12 protein-coding genes and 1 pseudogene are annotated in these 17,477 nt (G+C 60.1%); 10 read left to right on the plus strand and 3 right to left on the minus strand.

Annotated elements, in window-relative coordinates; all coding sequences use genetic code 11:
* Positions 1-139 precede the first annotated feature (139 nt).
* Positions 140-877, minus strand: a pseudogene (locus BLV61_RS32135) (HAMP domain-containing protein); the annotation flags it as partial.
* Positions 878-1,281: 404 nt separating this feature from the next.
* On the opposite strand from BLV61_RS32135, the gene BLV61_RS15575 reads away from it, so the two are divergent.
* From BLV61_RS15575 to BLV61_RS15595, 5 genes are all read left to right on the plus strand, one after another.
* Entirely contained in the window at positions 1,282-2,184 is a 903-nt protein-coding gene (locus BLV61_RS15575; RefSeq protein ID WP_090466274.1) for a LysR family transcriptional regulator, read from the plus strand.
* A 127-nt stretch (positions 2,185-2,311) separates the two neighbouring features.
* Positions 2,312-2,938 (plus strand): glutathione S-transferase family protein, encoded by a 627-nt coding sequence (locus tag BLV61_RS15580; RefSeq protein WP_090466276.1) that lies wholly within the window; start codon positions 2,312-2,314, stop codon positions 2,936-2,938.
* Positions 2,939-3,002: 64 nt separating this feature from the next.
* Complete coding sequence (locus BLV61_RS15585) at positions 3,003-5,033, plus strand: pyridoxamine 5'-phosphate oxidase family protein (RefSeq protein ID WP_090466278.1); 2,031 nt, start codon at positions 3,003-3,005, stop codon at positions 5,031-5,033.
* Between the two features lie 110 nt (positions 5,034-5,143).
* Positions 5,144-6,340 carry a DUF3142 domain-containing protein gene (locus BLV61_RS15590; RefSeq protein ID WP_090466281.1) on the plus strand — a complete coding sequence of 399 codons (1,197 nt, stop codon included), beginning with the start codon at positions 5,144-5,146 and terminating at the stop codon, positions 6,338-6,340.
* Positions 6,327-8,441 (plus strand): hypothetical protein, encoded by a 2,115-nt coding sequence (locus tag BLV61_RS15595; protein ID WP_090466284.1) that lies wholly within the window; start codon positions 6,327-6,329, stop codon positions 8,439-8,441. The genes BLV61_RS15590 and BLV61_RS15595 overlap by 14 nt, the downstream gene beginning before the upstream one ends.
* Before the next feature lie 3 nt (positions 8,442-8,444).
* Here BLV61_RS15595 and BLV61_RS15600 read toward each other — a convergent pair whose 3' ends face one another.
* A complete protein-coding gene (locus BLV61_RS15600) occupies positions 8,445-9,074 on the minus strand; it encodes a LysE family translocator (protein WP_090466286.1) in 630 nt (209 codons plus the stop codon).
* A gap of 145 nt (positions 9,075-9,219) precedes the next feature.
* Here BLV61_RS15600 and BLV61_RS15605 point away from each other — a divergent pair, with 145 nt between their 5' ends.
* Complete coding sequence (locus BLV61_RS15605) at positions 9,220-9,693, plus strand: Lrp/AsnC family transcriptional regulator (protein ID WP_047535350.1); 474 nt, start codon at positions 9,220-9,222, stop codon at positions 9,691-9,693.
* A 110-nt stretch (positions 9,694-9,803) separates the two neighbouring features.
* Here BLV61_RS15605 and lpdA read toward each other — a convergent pair whose 3' ends face one another.
* Positions 9,804-11,204: a dihydrolipoyl dehydrogenase gene (lpdA, locus tag BLV61_RS15610; protein ID WP_090466288.1), complete on the minus strand. Its 1,401-nt coding sequence runs from the start codon at positions 11,202-11,204 to the stop codon at positions 9,804-9,806.
* Between the two features lie 218 nt (positions 11,205-11,422).
* Here lpdA and hflK (BLV61_RS15615) point away from each other — a divergent pair, with 218 nt between their 5' ends.
* From hflK (BLV61_RS15615) to BLV61_RS15630, 4 genes are read left to right on the plus strand one after another with little or no spacing between them, the layout of a single operon-like run.
* Positions 11,423-13,384 carry a protease modulator HflK gene (hflK, locus tag BLV61_RS15615; RefSeq protein WP_090466290.1) on the plus strand — a complete coding sequence of 654 codons (1,962 nt, stop codon included), beginning with the start codon at positions 11,423-11,425 and terminating at the stop codon, positions 13,382-13,384.
* Positions 13,381-14,424, plus strand: a complete 1,044-nt coding sequence (hflC, locus tag BLV61_RS15620) for a protease modulator HflC (protein WP_047535344.1) — start codon at positions 13,381-13,383, stop codon at positions 14,422-14,424. Before hflK (BLV61_RS15615) ends, hflC begins: the two co-directional genes overlap by 4 nt.
* A complete protein-coding gene (gene hflK / locus BLV61_RS15625) occupies positions 14,421-15,479 on the plus strand; it encodes a protease modulator HflK (RefSeq protein ID WP_047535341.1) in 1,059 nt (352 codons plus the stop codon). The genes hflC and hflK (BLV61_RS15625) overlap by 4 nt, the downstream gene beginning before the upstream one ends.
* Positions 15,476-17,383 (plus strand): cation-translocating P-type ATPase, encoded by a 1,908-nt coding sequence (locus BLV61_RS15630; RefSeq protein WP_090466292.1) that lies wholly within the window; start codon positions 15,476-15,478, stop codon positions 17,381-17,383. The genes hflK (BLV61_RS15625) and BLV61_RS15630 overlap by 4 nt, the downstream gene beginning before the upstream one ends.
* Positions 17,384-17,477: the final 94 nt, after the last annotated feature.

Below are 17,477 nucleotides of genomic sequence, written 5' to 3' on the forward strand. Positions count from 1 at the left end.
CCGCCACTTGTTCAACTTCAATTTGCAAATCCGTAGCACTTTGCTGAGAGGCACCGGCATCACTTAGCAATTGTTCGGCCGATTGCTCTAGCCCCTTCGAAACATCCGAAACGGTCGAGATTTTGCTGCGCAAGCCGCCTAAAAATGTATTGAATAGCCCAACAACCTGACCTATTTCATCATCTCGCTTTGACTGGATGCTGCGGGTAAGGTCGCCGCTCCCGTCATTTAATGCGCTCAGTGACCTGCTCAGTTGCTGCATCGGCGGTAGCACTCGACTAGCAATCAGCCACAACACCCCGAGCATAATTAAAAGTACGGTTCCCCATGCGACGAGGCTGGTGACCTGGATTTTTGTGCGCTCGGCTTCACTGTCATCCAACTGCTGACGATACAACTTGTCCAATGGCTGACTAAAAGTAGCAAACTCGGAAATAACTTTCGCCGAACGCTGGTCAAAATCTTCCATAACTTTATCGCCGTCAGCTTTGTTACTGGCATAGGCCTGTACCATTAGCTTGCCGGTGCTGTTGAGTTGGTCCAGTGGCGTACGCAGGGCCTGAAGTCGGCTGGAAAGACTTGGAACGATTTTCTCTATCTCCTCCAAAAGCTGTAGCGAAGCTGCGTAATGCTGCTGCGCTTCCTCCATCGGCTCATGGTCTTGAGTAAGGCTTGCATCGGTATAGAACTGTTGAATTTGCGCGCTCTCGTAGCGCAATTTTTGAGTCGACTCAAGAGCGTTTCCCAGTCGCTCGATTTCGGATCCAATGGCATCTAGGACGTTAAATTGGGTTTGCATCAATGTAGTTAAACCCATTGCTATAACGATCAAACCAGCAGCACAGAAAGTCATCAAACGAGAAATACTGAATATCATAAGGTAGTCCGGCAAAAGGGAACGCAGATCAAAAAAATCGTGTGTTTTTAACGATTAACAGTAGAGAACCACCGATTTTTCAAAGTTCTGTCTTGTTTGGTTGAAAGTAACTGATTTTTTGAGCAACAGATTTCCATTTTACTCTCAACGCACCACTACTTTAGGGATCCAATAGTCGTAGTGGAGGTGGGGAAGCTCCTGGCAACTTGCTGCAATCGCGCGGCAAGTGGAAAATGTCATGGCGTTCGGCGCTATATCTGGAGAAACATCCGGGGCGCTCCCCCAAGATGTGAGTTGGCCAATGTTCTCGGGGCCCTTTGTGACAAACTATGTTGTAAGCCAGCACCCTCTGAAAAATCGCAGCCAATGGTTGCGATTTTTTTATCCGAATCCAGGACATGCTCATGGACCGCTTCCAGGAAATGCAAGTCTTCGCCGCAGTCGCACAAGATCAAGGATTTTCGGCGGCCGCGCGGCGTCTGGGCATGTCGGCCGCCAGTGTCACGCGCGCGGTCGCGGCGCTGGAGAAGCGTATTGGTACGCAGTTGCTCACGCGCACCACGCGCAGCGTTCATCTGAGCGAGGCGGGCCAGCGTTATCTTGAAGATTGTCGGAGAATTCTCGCCGAGGTGCAGGAAGCCGAGGACTCGGCGGCGGGCAGTCACGCCCAACCCCGTGGGCAACTGACGATTACCGCACCGGTATTGTTTGGTGAGCTGTTTGTCACGCCATTGATGGTGAATTTTCTGACGCAATTCCCCGATGTCACGATCAATGCGTTGTTGGTGGATCGTATGGTCAGCGTGGTGGAGGAGGGCATCGACGTGGCCGTGCGCATCGGGGAGCTGCCCGACAGCAATCAGCATGCAATTCGGGTGGGGGAGGTGCGACGGGTGATTTGTGCGTCGCCACGGTTTCTTGCCACTTTCGGACGGCCAAATCACCCGCAAGACCTGGCCCAGGCACCGGTTATCGCGACGTCCTCGATCGGACAGTTAAGAAGCTGGCCGTTCCTCGTGGACGGTGAACCACTGAGTGTCCGGCCTGAACCACGGCTGGTGGTCACGGCGAATCAGGCGGCCATCGCCGCTGCCGGCCTCGGCCTGGGTTTCACACGAGTCTTGTCTTATCAGGTTGCAGGCAAAATAGCGGCCGGTGAACTGGAAATTATCCTGGCCGACTTCGAAATGCCGCCATTGCCCATCCATGTGGTTTACCAGGGCGGACGTAACGCCCCGGCGCGGGTTCGCAGTTTTGTCGATTTTACGGTGAAGGCCCTCCGGGAACACCCGGCCTTGCGCAGCTGATGCATTATTGCTGCAGATGAAATAATGGATTCCACTTGCTGGTTATTCTGTTGCTTTCGGGACTGGTAGAAGATGGCTGCCATCGGTGCTGATCTTCCGAAGCGCCACTTACCCTGCGGAGTCGACCATGCAAGCCATCAAACTCTACAACTTTCCCCGTTCCGGCCACGCTCACCGTGTGGAGCTGATGCTTTCGCTGCTGCACTTACCCACCGAGTTGATCTTCGTTGACCTGGCCAAAGGCGAACACAAACAACCGCAATACCTGGCACTCAACGCTTTCGGACAGGTGCCTGTACTGGATGACCAAGGCGTGGTGCTGGCGGATTCCAACGCGATCCTGGTTTATCTGGCACAGAAATACGGCAAGGGTCGTTGGCTGCCAACCGATCCGGTCGGTGCCGCCAAGGTACAGCGTTGGTTGTCGGTGGCTGCCGGGCCGATTGCCTTTGGTCCGGCCAGGGCCAGGTTGATTACGGTGTTTGGTGCACCTTACAACGCTGAAGAAACGATCGCTTATGCCCATACCGTGCTGAGGGTCATCGATCACGAACTGGCCAACACACCTTGGCTGGCGGGCGGCGAGCCGACCATTGCTGACGTCGCGGCCTACAGCTACATCGCCCATGCACCTGAAGGCAATGTCTCGCTGGACGACTACGCCAACATCCGCGCCTGGCTGGCACGGGTCGAAGCCTTGCCAGGATTTGTCGGCATGCCGCGCACTGTCGCCGGCCTGCAAAAAACCGCCTGATGCTTGTGGCCCGACGCTGTCGGGCCGTTCACGCTGCGCCGAGGGTGCAGGGGGAGTAGCCGTAATGGACCGTTCACCGTGGCATGCTGGCGAGAAACAGATGCAGGCGCATGTCGGCGTCGCCGAGCGAATGGAGGTGTTGGGGCGTCGGGTGATTCGCAGCGAGATGCCGGACCAGCACCGCACGTTCTATCAGCAACTGCCGTTCATGCTTTACGGCGCGGTGGATGCCGAGGGCAACCCGTGGGCCAGCGTGCTTGAAGGTGAACCAGGCTTCGCCCATTCACCTGAATCAGGGCTATTGCAATTCAGCAGCCTGCCGACTGCCGATGATCCGGCGCAATTGACTGACGGCGCTGCGATCGGTCTGCTGGGGATCGAACTTCACACCCGGCGCCGCAACCGTATCAACGGTCGTATCGGTGCTACATCGGCGAGCGGCTTTAGCGTGACGGTGCAGCAGTCCTACGGTAATTGCCCGCAATACATTCAATTGCGCCAGTTTCGATCGGTGCCGCTGGAAGATCCGGCAACGCGACGCGCGCAGCATGACAGCGAGCTGGATGATGCGGCCAGGGCGATGATTGCCGAGGCAGATACCTTCTTTGTCGCCAGCTATGTGGACGTCGAGGGTGAGCGTTCTGTGGATGTCTCCCATCGCGGCGGTCAGTCCGGTTTTGTACAGGTAGAAGGTAATCGCCTGACCATCCCGGATTTCGCCGGCAATCTTTTTTTCAACACGTTGGGCAATCTTCTGGCCAATCCCAAGGCCGGTTTGTTGTTCATCGATTTCAATTCAGGTGACCTGCTGCAACTCAGTGGGCGCACCGAAATCATTCTTGAGGGCCCACAGGTCGAAGCCTTTCAAGGCGCCGAACGTTTATGGACGTTCCACGTGGAACATGTGGTGCGTCGGCCTGCAGCTTTGGCGTTGCGCTGGCGATTCGACGGCGTCTCTCCCACCAGCTTGCTGACCGGCACTTGGGCGCAGGCCAAGGCTCGTCTGCAAGCGCAGGCCCTCGGCGATAGCTGGCGGCCGCTGCGGGTGGTGCGGATTGAACCGGAAAGCCACAACATTCGCTCGATCTATCTGGAACCCGCCGACGGTGCCGGGTTGCCATTGTTCCACGCCGGGCAGCATTTGCCTTTGCGGTTCAACATTGATGGCGAGGTGCATATCCGCACGTACAGCCTGTCGAGCGCACCGTCGGGCGATTTTTTCCGCATCAGCGTCAAACGTGATGGACGGGTGTCTTCGCACCTGCACGAACAGATTCGCGTCGGGGATCTGCTGGAGGCGCGTGCGCCTCAAGGGCATTTCACCGTGGCACCCCATGAGCGTCGGCCTTTGGTGTTGCTGGCTGCCGGAGTTGGCATCACGCCATTGCTGTCGATGCTGCGTGAAGTGGTTTATCAAGGTTTGCGCACCCGCCGCATTCGGCCGACCCTGTTCCTGCAGAGTTCGCGTACGTTGGGTGATCAAGTGTTTCGCCGTGAACTGGACCGCTTGCTTGGTGACGCTGGTGATGCCGTCAGGGTGGTGCGGCTGCTGAGTCAGCCAGAACCTTCGTCGCGGGAAGGTGAAGATTTCGACCTGACCGGACGGATTGACGTCGCACTACTCAAGGATCTGCTTGAGGCCGACGACTACGATCAGCTGGATTTCGTCCTGTGTGGCCCTGGAAGTTTTACCCAAGCGATGTACGACGGATTACGCGAGTTGGACATCCGCGACGCAAGGATTCACGCCGAAACCTTCGGGCCCTCCACATTGCGTAGACAGCCAGACCCCGACGCCGTGGTTATCGAACAGCCGCCAGCCGCTACCACCTCGGTGCCGGTGGTGTTCCAGCGCTCCGCCAAGGAGGCGCGCTGGCAACCCGATGGCGGCAGTCTTCTGGAGCTGGCGGAGAGTCGCGGGTTGCGACCGGAATTCAGTTGCCGAGGGGGTTCCTGCGGGACCTGCAAAACTCGCCTGATCAGTGGCCAGGTGCATTATCCACAGCCGCCCGCCGAAGTGCCGGAGGAAGGACAGGTGCTGATTTGTTGTGCGATTCCGGCTCAGGGCGAGCAGCCTTTGGTGCTGGATATCTGAAGGATCGTCGCACGCCATCATTGCCCGTGGATCGATGGCTCAGTAGGGTAGAGCGCAGAACGAAAGGGCCGTCACTGGCCCTTTCTGCATTTTCAGGCATAGGCGCTTTCATGGTTTTTCTCACTCGCAGGATCCTCCTGCTGACGTCGCTCGCCCTGTTCAGTGGTTGCGAACGACAGGACGCTCCGCCACTCGATCAGCAGCTCTACGTCTGGCAACGACAATGGACATCCGACCATGACGTCGCACTGAGGGACAGCCGCACAGACTTTTCCGCTTTGCGGGTGCTGGCGCTACAAGCCTTTCCCCAGGCTGGCTGGAGTCGCGCACGAATTGATCCTGCATTGCTCAAGCGAGACGGGCGGCCACTGATTGCGGTGATTCGCCTCGATGGTCAGCTCAAGTCATTGGATCAGGATGAGGTCACGACACAGATTCAACAGGTGATCAGCGATTGGCAGGCGCTGGGACTGAGCCTCTGCGGTGTGGAAATCGACCACGACGCAGGCAACGCTCGGTTACCGGCCTACCGCGAATTTCTTCAGCAGCTGCGCGCCCGTCTACCGGCCTCATTACCCCTGAGCATTACCGCGTTACCGGCGTGGCTCGACAGTCGCGAATTGCCTGCGTTGTTATCCACCGTCGATAGCAGCGTGCTGCAAGTGCATGCCGTCAGCGACCCGCGTCGTGGGTTGTTCGATCCGGTCCAGGCCCGGCAGTGGGCGAACGCCTGGAGCCGTATCACTTCGAAACCCTTCTATTTGGCGTTGCCGGCCTACGGCGTGGCCTTGTTGCCGGGTGATGGCGGTGCGCCGATCGTGGAAAGTGAGGTACGCCTCGAACGTGAGGGTAAGCGTCAGGAATTGCTGGCCGATCCACAGCAACTCAGCCAGCTCAGCGCCAAGTTGCGCGCCGATCCACCGGCACATCTGGCCGGCCTGATCTGGTTTCGCCTGCCACTGGCCAACGACCGTCGAGCCTGGAGCCTGACGACGTTGCGCGCGGTGGTGCGAGGTGATGCTCTGAGCAGTCGGTTGGCGCTGAAACTCTCGGCTCAGGAAGGCCTCTATGACATCGGCATCAGTAACGAGGGCAACCTCGACAGCGCCTGGCCCGAACGTGTGACATTGGCGGTGCGAGGGTGTGAGGGGGCGGATGCGCTGGCCGGTTATGCGTTGCAACAAGGCCCGGATCTGCTTACCTTCACCCGCCTGCATGACGGTCGAATAGCGGCTGGCGGACAGCGTGCCATGGGTTGGGCACGCTGCGCACATATTGATCAAGGAGGTTCGAATGTTTACCCGTAATTGGCCCCGCCATCTGCTTTGCCTGAGTCTCAGCCTGCCGCTGGGTTCGGCGTTGGCGTGCGGGCCGGATTTCCCCATGCGCCTGCTGGACAACCGTGGCCAGTCGCTGGCGGAACTGCCTGAGGGTAACTTCAATTTCGAGGTCAATCGCCTCGGGCATGCCATTGCCGGGCTGAAACACGTCACCCAAGCCGTCAACAGCATGGAAGCAACCGACTATGCAGAACAGCGCAGTCAGGCCGAGCAGGCAGGTTTGACGGCCGAGCAGCAGGCGCTGGTGCAACAGTTGCGTGATTTGACCAATGCCCGGCGGGTTGAGGTTGAGGGTGAAAGTCTGCCGGCTGAGCTCAAGTTCTATCTGGCCGGTGCCGTGGCATTTGCTGGCGGTGATCATGGTCTGGCGGCGGAATATTTTCAGAAAGTACTGGCGCTGCCGGCCGATCAACGGCCGTTACGCAGCACCTGGGCCGCTTATTCGTTGGGCCGGGCGTTGTTTGCCATGAGCTCGGAAGCAGGCGCCGGTTCCGATGTGCTGGCGCAGTCGCGCAAGGCGTTCGAACAAACCCGGAAACTGAGCATCGATGGCTTCAGCGATCCGCTGGAACTGGGTGTTGCCAGTCTGGGTGAACAGGCCCGCGTTGCCCGGACCGAGGGCGACTGGAACAGCGCCATCGAGCTGTATGCCACGCAAAACCTCCAGGGGTCGGCGGTCGGCTACACCTCGCTGAAGCTGTTGATGGCTGATCTGTCAGCGATGCCGGACGATCAACTGGCCGAACTGCTCAAGGGCAAACCGGTGCAGCAACTGATCACGGCGTCCTTGATCAGTCGACTGGGTTGGTCATTCGGTGATCAGCCGCCCAACGAACAGAAATTGATCAAGCTTTTGCAGAGCAGCACGCGCGGCACACTCGATAACGCGGATCGCCTGGCGGCGGTCAATTATCAACAGGGTGACTACACCCGTGCCAAGGCCTTCCTCGAACACGCGGGCGATGGCGGCCTGGCTTGGTGGCTGCGGGCCAAACTGGCGGTGCGCGAGGGTGATAAAAGCGCCGCGGCTGCCGCTTATGCGAAGGCCGCCCAGGCTTTCCCGCAGAATGAATCCTGGGGTGAGCGCAGAACGCCGGACTACGACTACGAAACGCTCCAGCCCAAGTGTCGGGTCGATGGCGAAAGCGCGATTCTGGCCTTGCAGCGCGGGGATTATCTGCAGGCTTTTGATCAGCTTTATAGAAGCAACGACATTTACTGGTTCGATGCGGCAACAGTCGCCGAGCGTGTGCTGACCGTCGATGAGCTCAAACATTACGTCGACACTCAGGTGCCGGCGCCACCCCCCCTGACTCAGCAGGATCGCGATAACTATGTACCGCTGCCGGTGGCAGCCAAGTTGCGCAATCTGTTGGGTCGACGCTTGCTGCGAGAAGGGCATTACGAGCAAGCGCCTGCCTATTTCGATAACGACGGATTGCGCCACAAGGCCAGGTTGTATGGCCAGCAACGTCTGGCTGCCGATTCGGCGTGGTGGCCGACGCGTCGTGCCGCTGCACTGTTCAACGCGGCATGGACCGCTCGCGAATGGGGAATGGATATCCTCGGCTATGAAATGGCCCCGGATTACGCCACGTTCGGTGGCAATTACAGTCTGGAAAACAGTGAGCTGAAGGTCGGGCCGCTAGTGGCCGAGGATGAAGTGAGGCGCCAGCAGGCCAGTGCCGCTCAGCCCGATCAGCGATACCACTATCGTTTTGTCGCGACGGCGTTGGCCAGTCGCGCTGCCGACAACTTGCCTCACACCAGCCAGGCGTTTGCTGCGGTGCTGTGTGAAGCGGCCGGGTGGAACAGCAGCCTTGAAGAGCAAAGCGCGCTCTATCAGCGTTATGTTCAACATGGCCCATTTGTGGAGTGGGCGACGGATTTCGGTCATCAATGCCCTTATCCAGACTTCCAGAACGCCGACAAGCGCTACGTAACGCAGGTCACCGACGCAGCTCGTTCGGCGCTGCGGCCGTATAAGGTGCCGTTGCAGATTGGCAGTGTGCTGGCGGTCGTGGCGGCGGCCCTGTTGTTGATCAATCGCCGCCGCAAAACTCAGTAGGATTCAGGCCTGCTGAATAAAAGTCAGTCGCACGGCGAAACCAATCAGCAGGCTGCCGAACAGCCACTGCTGCAGGCGTTGGGCGGATGGACTGCGTTGCAGCCATCGGCCAAGCGCCGCACCGACCAGCGCATAAGCACTGTCGAACAGCAAACCGACGGCCACCAACAACACGCCCAAGGTCGCGAATTGTGCGAGTACCGGCCCGGCGTGGGGATTGATGAACTGGGGCAACAGCACAGAGCAGAACAACAACGCCTTGGGGTTGAGCAGGTTGGTCAGCAAACCGCGCTGGATCGCCTGCGCCCAGTGCGGTTTCCCGCTGGTTTGATGGGCACCATTGAGGTTCGGCAACAGGGTGGTGCGCAGGCACTGAACACCGATCCACAACAGGTACGCGGCGCCGGCCAGACGCACCACGTCGAAGGTCCAGGGCGCCGCCTTGAACAGTGCCGCCAAACCCAATGCTGCCAGCGCCACATGGCAGGCTCGGGCGATGGCCAGGCCCACCGCCGTGGCCAGCGCCGAGCCTTTGCCCTGGCGAGCACCGGTCTGCAACAGCAGGATCATGTCGGGCCCGGGCAATAAATACACCACCGCCAATGCCATGAAAAACAGCCAGAGACCCGCCATGTCGCACCCCATTCGTTGTCGATTCGGTAGGGCCAGTCTAGGGCGCAAGGGCGGGGCAGGTGGTTGCGTAGTTCGCTTCTAAAGCGGCCAGCCTTGGCATAATCTGCCAGGCTATGACCTCTGTGCTATCGGGATCTGCCAAACCATGAAACTGGATGCCTACGACCGCAAGATTCTTGCCGCGCTGCAACGGGACGGTCGCTTGAGTAATGTGCAGCTGGCTGACGAAATCGGACTGTCTGCGTCGCCCTGTTTACGGCGGGTGCGGATGCTTGAAGAGGCCGGGGTGATTCGTGGCTACCAGGCCAATCTGGATCGCGACGAAGTCGGGCTTGGCTTGACCGTGTTTGTCGGGGTCAAGGTCGAGCGCCACAACGACGAGCAGGCAGAAGCGTTTCGCCTGTCAGTGACGGCATTGCCCGAAGTGATTTCGGCGTTTCTGGTATCAGGAGAATCGGATTTTCTGTTGCAGGTGGTGGTCCCGGATTTGCGCGCCTATGACCGTTTTCTCACGGGATGCTTGTTGAAATTGCCGGGGGTGAGCGATATCCGTAGCAACTTTGCCATTCACACGGTGAAGACGCCGGGGGCTTTGCCCTTGGGGCATTTGCCGCTTTAGCTCAGGCGATCTTTTCGCGAGCGGGCTCGCTCCCACAGATGAACGCATTCCAATGTGGGAGCGAGCCCGCTCGCGTAAGCGATGGACTCGCCCCAGAACACTCAGGCGCCTTACATCTGCGTCGCCATCCCCTCCACATTCATCGCGGCCTGGCGCAACGCCTCGGAGCGAGTCGGGTGCGGGTGACAGGTCAGGGCGATGTCTTCGGCGGACGCGCTGAACTCCATGGCCACGCAATACTCGCCAATCATTTCACTGACGCTCGGGCCCACCAGATGCACGCCGAGGATTTCGTCCGTGCGCTCATCGGCCAGTACTTTGGCGAAGCCTTCGGTTTCGTGATTGATCTTCGCCCGGCTGTTGGCGGTGAAGGGGAATTTGCCGACTTTGAATGCCCGACCTTCGGCCTTCAGTTGTTCTTCGGTCTTGCCGACGCTGGCCAGTTCGGGTTTGGTATAGATCACGTTGGGGATCAAGTCGTAATTGACCTCGCCGGCCTTGCCCACGATCTGCTCTACGCAAGCCATGGCTTCGTCTTCGGCCTTATGGGCGAGCATCGGGCCGGAGGTGACATCGCCAATCACCCAGACGCCGGCGGCCTCGGTTCGATGGCCCTTGTTGGCGAGCATGCCGCGTTTGTCCGTGGTGAGGCCGACGTTTTCCAGCCCCAGGCCCTGTGTATAAGGTCGGCGTCCGATGGCCACCAGCACGTAATCGGCGTCAATCAACTCTGCGGTGCCGCCTGCGGCGGGCTCGACGCTGAGTTGAACGCCAGCTCCGGACGTTGTGGCGCGGGTCACTTTTGAACTCAGCTTGAAGCTGATCCCTTGTTTGCTCAATGAGCGCTGCAGGGTTTTGCCCGCTTCGCCGTCCACGCCCGGGCAGATCCGGTCCAGGTATTCGACCACGGTCACCTGAGCTCCCAAACGCCGCCAGACCGAACCCAGCTCCAGGCCAATCACCCCAGCGCCGATCACCACCAGGTGTTTCGGGACTTCGGCCAGTGACAGGGCGCCAGTGGAATCGAGGATGCGTTGGTTATCGATGTCCACGCCGGGCAGGGGAGTGGGTTCGGAACCGGTGGCGATAATGATGTCTTTGGCGCTCAGTTCGGTCTTGCCACCGGCACTGTCCGTTACCGTGACTTTGCCCGGCCCGTCGATATGGCCCCATCCCTTGATCCAGTCGACCTTGTTTTTGCGAAAGAGGAACTCGATGCCTTTGGTCAGACCGGTCACGCTCTCGTCTTTCTGTTTCATCATTTGAGCCAGATTAAGCGTGGGTTTGACCTCAATCCCCAGGTTGGCGAATTCCGCGCCCATCGCCGCGTCGTAAAGTTCGGAGGCGTGCAGCAATGCCTTGGATGGCATGCAGCCGACGTTCAGGCAGGTGCCGCCCAGCGTGGCGCGTCCTTCTACGCACGCGGCTTTCAAACCCAGTTGGCCAGCGCGGATCGCTGCGTTGTAGCCACCGGGGCCACCGCCAAGTATCACAACGTCATAAGTGCTCATGGATTACTCCTGGAATGAAAGCGGTTGGGGAAGGGGTAAACGTAGTCTTTGATAAAAAATTACGATCATAATATGAGCGTTTTAGTGCATTTCGGTCAAGGCTTCAGGCTAGCGACAGGTTGAGCCTTTTTAGATAGCGCACATATGTACGGAAATTTCACTGGTCGCGTTATATCGTAACGAAATGTGACGCTGGCCAATGTAAACACTGGGGTGGTATGCAAGTCGATCTCGATGAGGAAGGAGCGCAGGCAGCCGGATTGCCGCGCTTTCAGCAGGCCGTTTTTCAAGGGCGACGATTGCGCCTGCTCGCCATCGGTCTGGGCGCGCTCGCGGCGATGGGCCTGGTATCTGGTTTTTTTGTCGGGCTGTTTGCGCCGCAATCCCTTTGGCCTGCCCTGTTGTTCAATCAGAGCGCCGCGTTGCTGGTGCTGGTTGCGGGCTTGCAATCCGCCGGGTGGGTGACGCGATGGCGCGCGCAGGCAATGAGTCCGCTGGCGCCGTTGGTGGTCGCCTCGGCAGAGGCAGAAGCCCCGTTGGGCTGGTATGAACGGCTGCTGGAGCGGATCAGTCAGCGCTGGCTGAATCTGCTCGGGCAAATCGGTGCGCCAACACTGTGGTTGGGTGGTTGGGCGCTGCTGGCATTACTCAGCGTCGAGCAAGCCTGGAACCTTGATTTACCGCCCGCCGCTTTGGGGGTGTCGGCCACTGTCGGCGCTGCCATGGCGCTGTTGCTGGGCTTCGGCTTGCTGGTTCTTGAGCGTCAGCTGACGCAGGAAGGCAGCGCCCAATGGCCCGAAGCCGGCGCGTTGGCACAGTTGATCCGGGTGGCAATCATCAGCCTGATACTCGGTGCGTCATGCCTGTTGTTTGGCAATGAAACCTCGGTCTGGCCGGTGCGTCTGGCTGTACTGATCGGCCTGTTGCCGGGGCTTGTTGCATCCGAATTGTTGCTGCGTGCCGTGTTGTCATTGTTCAGCCCTCGTCGAGATCAACTCGAACCTGCTTTGCTGGCGCGCAGTTTTATCGCCGACATGCTGCGCTGGCCGCCGCAACCCTTGCTGGCCCTGCAGCACGAATTGCACAACCGCTTCGGCATCGACCTGCGACAAATCTGGGCCTTCACTTACATGCGTCGGGCGTTTTTGCCGGTGCTGGGCGTTGTCGCTCTTGTCGGATGGTCGCTGACCGGTATTCATGAAATACCGTTGCAAGGGCGGGGGATCTACGAGCGCTTCGGCCAACCCGTGGCGGTATTCGGTCCTGGATTACAGGCAGGTTTACCCTGGCCGTTGGGCAGGGTGGTGAGTGTCGAAAACGGTGTGGTTCATGAATTGGCCACCAGCGTGGGTGAAAAATCAGCACCCGTGCAGGCCGACCCCGCCGAAGGCCCGGCGCCCATAGCGGCCAACCGGTTGTGGGACGCCAGCCATGTGAATGACAAATCCCAGGTGATTGCCAGCAGCCGTGCCGACAAACAGAGCTTCCAGATCGTCAACATGGACGTCCGGTTTGTCTATCGCATCGGTCTGGATGATCAGGCCGCGCTGGCGGCGACTTATAACAGCGCGGACGTGCCGACCCTGATCCGCAGCACCGCCAGCCGCATTCTGGTCCACGACTTCGCCTCGCGAACCCTTGACGGCTTACTCGGTGAGGACCGGGTCGGGCTCGCCGAAGAGATTGGTCGGGCCGTGCAGGCCGACCTGCAGAAGCTCGACAGCGGCGTTGAAATTCTCGCCACGGTGGTCGAGGCGATCCATCCACCGGCAGGGGCGGCCAATGCTTATCACGGCGTACAAGCGGCGCAGATCGGCGCGCAGGCCCTGATCGCCCGTGAACACGGTGCCGCCGCCGAAGCAACCAACCAGGCCCGGTTGCAGGCCAGCATGGCCCGCGATCAGGCCACGGCGAGTGCCCAGGAAATCAATGCGACGGCCAAGGCTGCCGACCTGAAATTTGCCGCCGAGAAAAAGGCTTATGCCAGTGCGGGCCAGGCCTTCGTGCTTGAGCAATACCTCGGCCAACTTTCCCAGGGCCTGGCCAATGCCAGGTTGCTGGTCCTCGATCATCGCCTGGGCGGCAGCAGCAATGCGCCGACCATCGATCTCCGTACGTTCACGTTGCCGGCTGACCCTGCGCCGTCGCGTCCGTCCGCTCAGCCAGGAGCCGCCCATTGAGCCAGTCGCATACCCACGATCATGATGACCACAGTGGCCACGATCACGGCCATGGCGGGCATCACCACCACGGTCATCACCATCATCACCACGGCGATCCACAAGAGGCCGGCCCTTTCCCTTGGCGACGCATGGGGTGGGCCGCGTTGCTGGTGGCGGTTGCGGTAGCGGCCGCGAGCCTGGTGCAAGTGCGCTCGGGTGAAGCGACGGTGATTACCCGTTTCGGCAATCCGTCGCGGGTCTTGCTTGAACCCGGTCTGGGGTGGCGTTGGCCGGCGCCGTTCGAAGCGGCGATCCCGGTTGATCTGCGGTTGCGCACCACGTCCAGCGGCTTGCAGGATGTCGGCACGCGCGACGGTTTGCGCATCATCATCCAGGCGTACGTGGCCTGGCAGGTGCAGGGTGACCCTGACAATGTGCAGCGCTTTATGCGTGCTGTGCAAAATCAGCCGGACGAAGCGGCGCGACAAATCCGCACCTTTGTCGGCTCGGCGCTGGAGACCACGGCCAGTAGTTTCGATCTCGCCAATCTGGTGAACACCGACGCCAGCCAAGTTCACATTGCTGATTTCGAAGCGCAACTGCGTAAGCAAATCGATCAGCAGTTGCTGACCACCTATGGCGTGCGGGTACTGCAAGTGGGTATCGAACGCCTGACCTTGCCTTCAGTGACGCTGACGGCGACGGTTGATCGTATGCGCGCCGAGCGTGAAACCATCGCCACCGAACGCACAGCTATCGGCAAACGCGAAGCGGCGCAAATCCGCTCCGCGGCGGAACGTGATGCGCGGATCGTGCAGGCCGATGCGACGGTGAAAGCGGCGGACATTGAGGCGCAATCCCGGGTCGAGGCCGCGCAGATTTATGGCCGCGCGTATGCCGGTTCACCACAGCTCTACAACCTGCTGCGCTCGCTCGACACCTTGGGCACTGTAGTCACGCCGGGTACGAAACTGATTCTGCGCACTGATGCCGCGCCTTTCCGGGTGTTGGTTGATGGCCCGCCAACCCTCGATAACAAGTCCGGATCGCAGCCATGAGTTGGGTTCCACGTGGAACAAATGAGTTGAGCAGCCCCTGGATACAGGCCGGGCGCCTGGCATTTCTCGCGCTTTACGCGGTAACGGTCTTGGCTGCTTTGGCGTGGGCGTTCTCCAACGTGCGGCAAATAGACCCACAAAATCGTGCGGTGGTGTTGCACTTCGGCGCCCTGGATCGCATCCAGAATGCTGGTTTGCTATTGGCCTGGCCGCGACCGTTCGAGCAGGTGATTTTGCTGCCGGCGGCGGACCGGGTGATCGAGCGTCGCGTGGAAAACTTGCTGCGCACCGACACTGCCTTGCAGGCCGATCGCGTGGCCAGTTTCGCAACGCCGATCAGCGATGCGCTGGCAGGTTCCGGTTATCTGCTGACGGGGGATGCCGGTGTGGTGCAACTGGATGTTCGGGTGTTTTACAAGGTTACCGAGCCCTATGCCTTCGTGCTTCAAGGCGAGCATGTAATCCCGGCACTGGACCGCATGGTGACCCGTAGCGCGGTGGCACTGACCGCCGCACGTGACCTGGACACTATTCTGGTCGCCCGACCGGAACTGATAGGTGCCGATAATCAGGCAGCCGAAAGACGTGAGCGCCTGCGAGGTGATCTGGTGCAAGGCATCAATCAACGCTTGGCTGAATTGGCTGCGACGGGGCAGGGATTGGGGATCGAGGTGTCGCGGGTCGATGTGCAATCGAGTCTGCCAGACCCGGCGGTCACCGCCTTCAACGCGGTGCTGACGGCCAGCCAACAAGCCGACAAAGCCGTGGCCAACGCGCGCACGGAAGCGGAGAAGCTGACCCAGACCGCCAACGAACAAGCCGACCGCACACTGCAGGTCGCCCACGCTCAGGCCAGCGAACGGCTGGCGAAGGCCTCTGCGGATACGGCCACGGTGTTGAGCCTGACCCAGGCGCAACAACAGGGCACCGACCCGCAAATGTTGCTGCGTATCTACCGCGAGCGGATACCGAAGATTCTTGGCCAGGCTGGCTCGGTCACCACGGTTGATCCGAAAGACGATACCCGCCTGATCATTCAGGGAGCTGCACAATGACCGCTCAAACTGCTGCGCCGAGCATGTTGTCCTCGGCAGAACAACGCAGCGCTGCCCGTCAGTTGACGCTGGCCATGCTTGCACTCGGCTTGCTCGCGCTGGGCCTCTCGTGGCGCTGGTGGTCGCCGGATCAGATCGGTGTCAGCCAATTGCTCCTGGGTTTTGCTTCCGTATTGGTGGCCGTGCCGGTCATGCGGTCGGCCTGGTACAGCCTGCGGTATCCGAGTTTGCACGGGATTACCGATCAACTGATCGCCCTGGCCATGCTGGGGGCTTGGGCGACAGGCGATCTGCTGACGGCGGCGTTGTTGCCCATCATCATGATCTTCGGTCACGTGTTGGAAGAGCGCAGCGTCATTGGCTCGCAAGAAGCCATTCACGCCCTCGGCAAACTGACTCGCAGCCATGCACGCAAGGTTCAGGCGGATGGCTCCATCGTCGAGGTGGACAACGGTACGCTCAAGGCTGGCGATCGGGTGGAAGTTCGCGCCGGTGACCGGGTGCCGGCGGACGGTCGAGTGTTATCCGGTCAGGCGAGTCTGGACACCGCGTCCATTACCGGCGAATCGGTGCCGATGGAGGCCGGCGTCGGCATGCCGGTGTTCGGTGGCGCGATTAATCTCGATGGCCTGCTGCGCATCGAAGTCACCCGAACCGGCCGCGAATCGACCCTCGGCAAAGTCATCGCGCTGATGCAAAACGCCGAACGTTCCAAGCCGCCGATCACCCGGTTGCTGGAGCGTTACGCCGCAAGCTACATGGTGCTGGTATTGCTACTGGCCGCCGTGACCTGGTTCATCACCAACGATGCTCAAGCCATGCTTGCGGTGCTGGTGGCGGCTTGTCCTTGTGCGCTGGTGTTGTCCGCGCCAGCGACTGCGATTGCCGGGGTGGCGGTGGCGGCGCGGCACGGCATTCTGATTCGCAGCTCGGCGTTTCTTGAAGAACTGGCCGACCTGACATCTTTGGTGGTCGACAAGACCGGAACCCTGACCTTCGGCACCTTGCGCCTGCAAGCCATCGACAGCCCGCTGGAGGACCACAGCCATGTCCTGAAACTCGCCGCCAGCCTCGGTTCCGCCAGCAGTCATCCGGTCAGTCGGGCGCTGGCCGGGCTGGTGACGCAGGATCATTTTTTGCTGTTGTCGAACATTCACGAGCGTCAGGGTTTGGGCGTGGTGGCCATGACGGAGCAAGGCGAAGCCGCGCTGGGGCGACCGGAGTTGTTCGCCCAATTGGGCATCGCCACCTCAGACGTTCCAGACCACGACGGTCCGATTGCCGGGCTGGCGCTAAACGGTGAATTCCTCGCCTGGCTGTTGTTGGCCGACAGCGTTAAACCGGAAGCGAAATTTGCCTTGAATGAATTGCGCGAGCTTGGATTGGGTCGGCAGCTGTTGCTGACTGGCGACCGACAAAGTGTCGCGCACTCGCTCGCTCGGGATGTCGGCATCAGTGACGTCGAGGCACAGGCCTTGCCTGAGGATAAGTTGAACTGCGTGCTCAAGGAGATCGGCAGCGGTTTCCGGCCAATGGTGGTGGGGGATGGAATCAACGATTCGCTGGCGCTCAAGGCGGGTGTGGTCGGTGTTGCAATGGGCGCGGGCGGGGCGGATATCGCATTGGCGTCGGCGGACGTCGTGTTGATCGGCAGCGACCTGCGTCGCCTCGGTACCTGCGTGCGCTTGAGTCGGCAATGCCGGCAGACTTTGCAGGTCAACGTGATCATCGGCCTGGGTTGGACCCTGGCGATTGTGGCCTTTGCCGCGTTCGGCTGGCTCGGTGCGGCGGGCGCGATGATTGCGGCGGTCTTGCATAACCTCAGTACATTGTTGGTTTTGGGCAACGCAGGGCGGCTGCTGCGCTTTCAAGAGCCGTTGCTGAAGCTAAAGGATGGGGACTGAGTTCAATTCGGCGGCGGCTCTAGCGCGCTGGATGCCCGCTTGAAAGATTTCAGAACTGCGCGCGCTGTACGCAGTCATCTAAGGTGAGGGCACG

This window comes from Pseudomonas mohnii (genome assembly GCF_900105115.1).
In the GTDB taxonomy this organism is placed as follows: Bacteria; Pseudomonadota; Gammaproteobacteria; order Pseudomonadales; family Pseudomonadaceae; genus Aquipseudomonas; species Aquipseudomonas mohnii.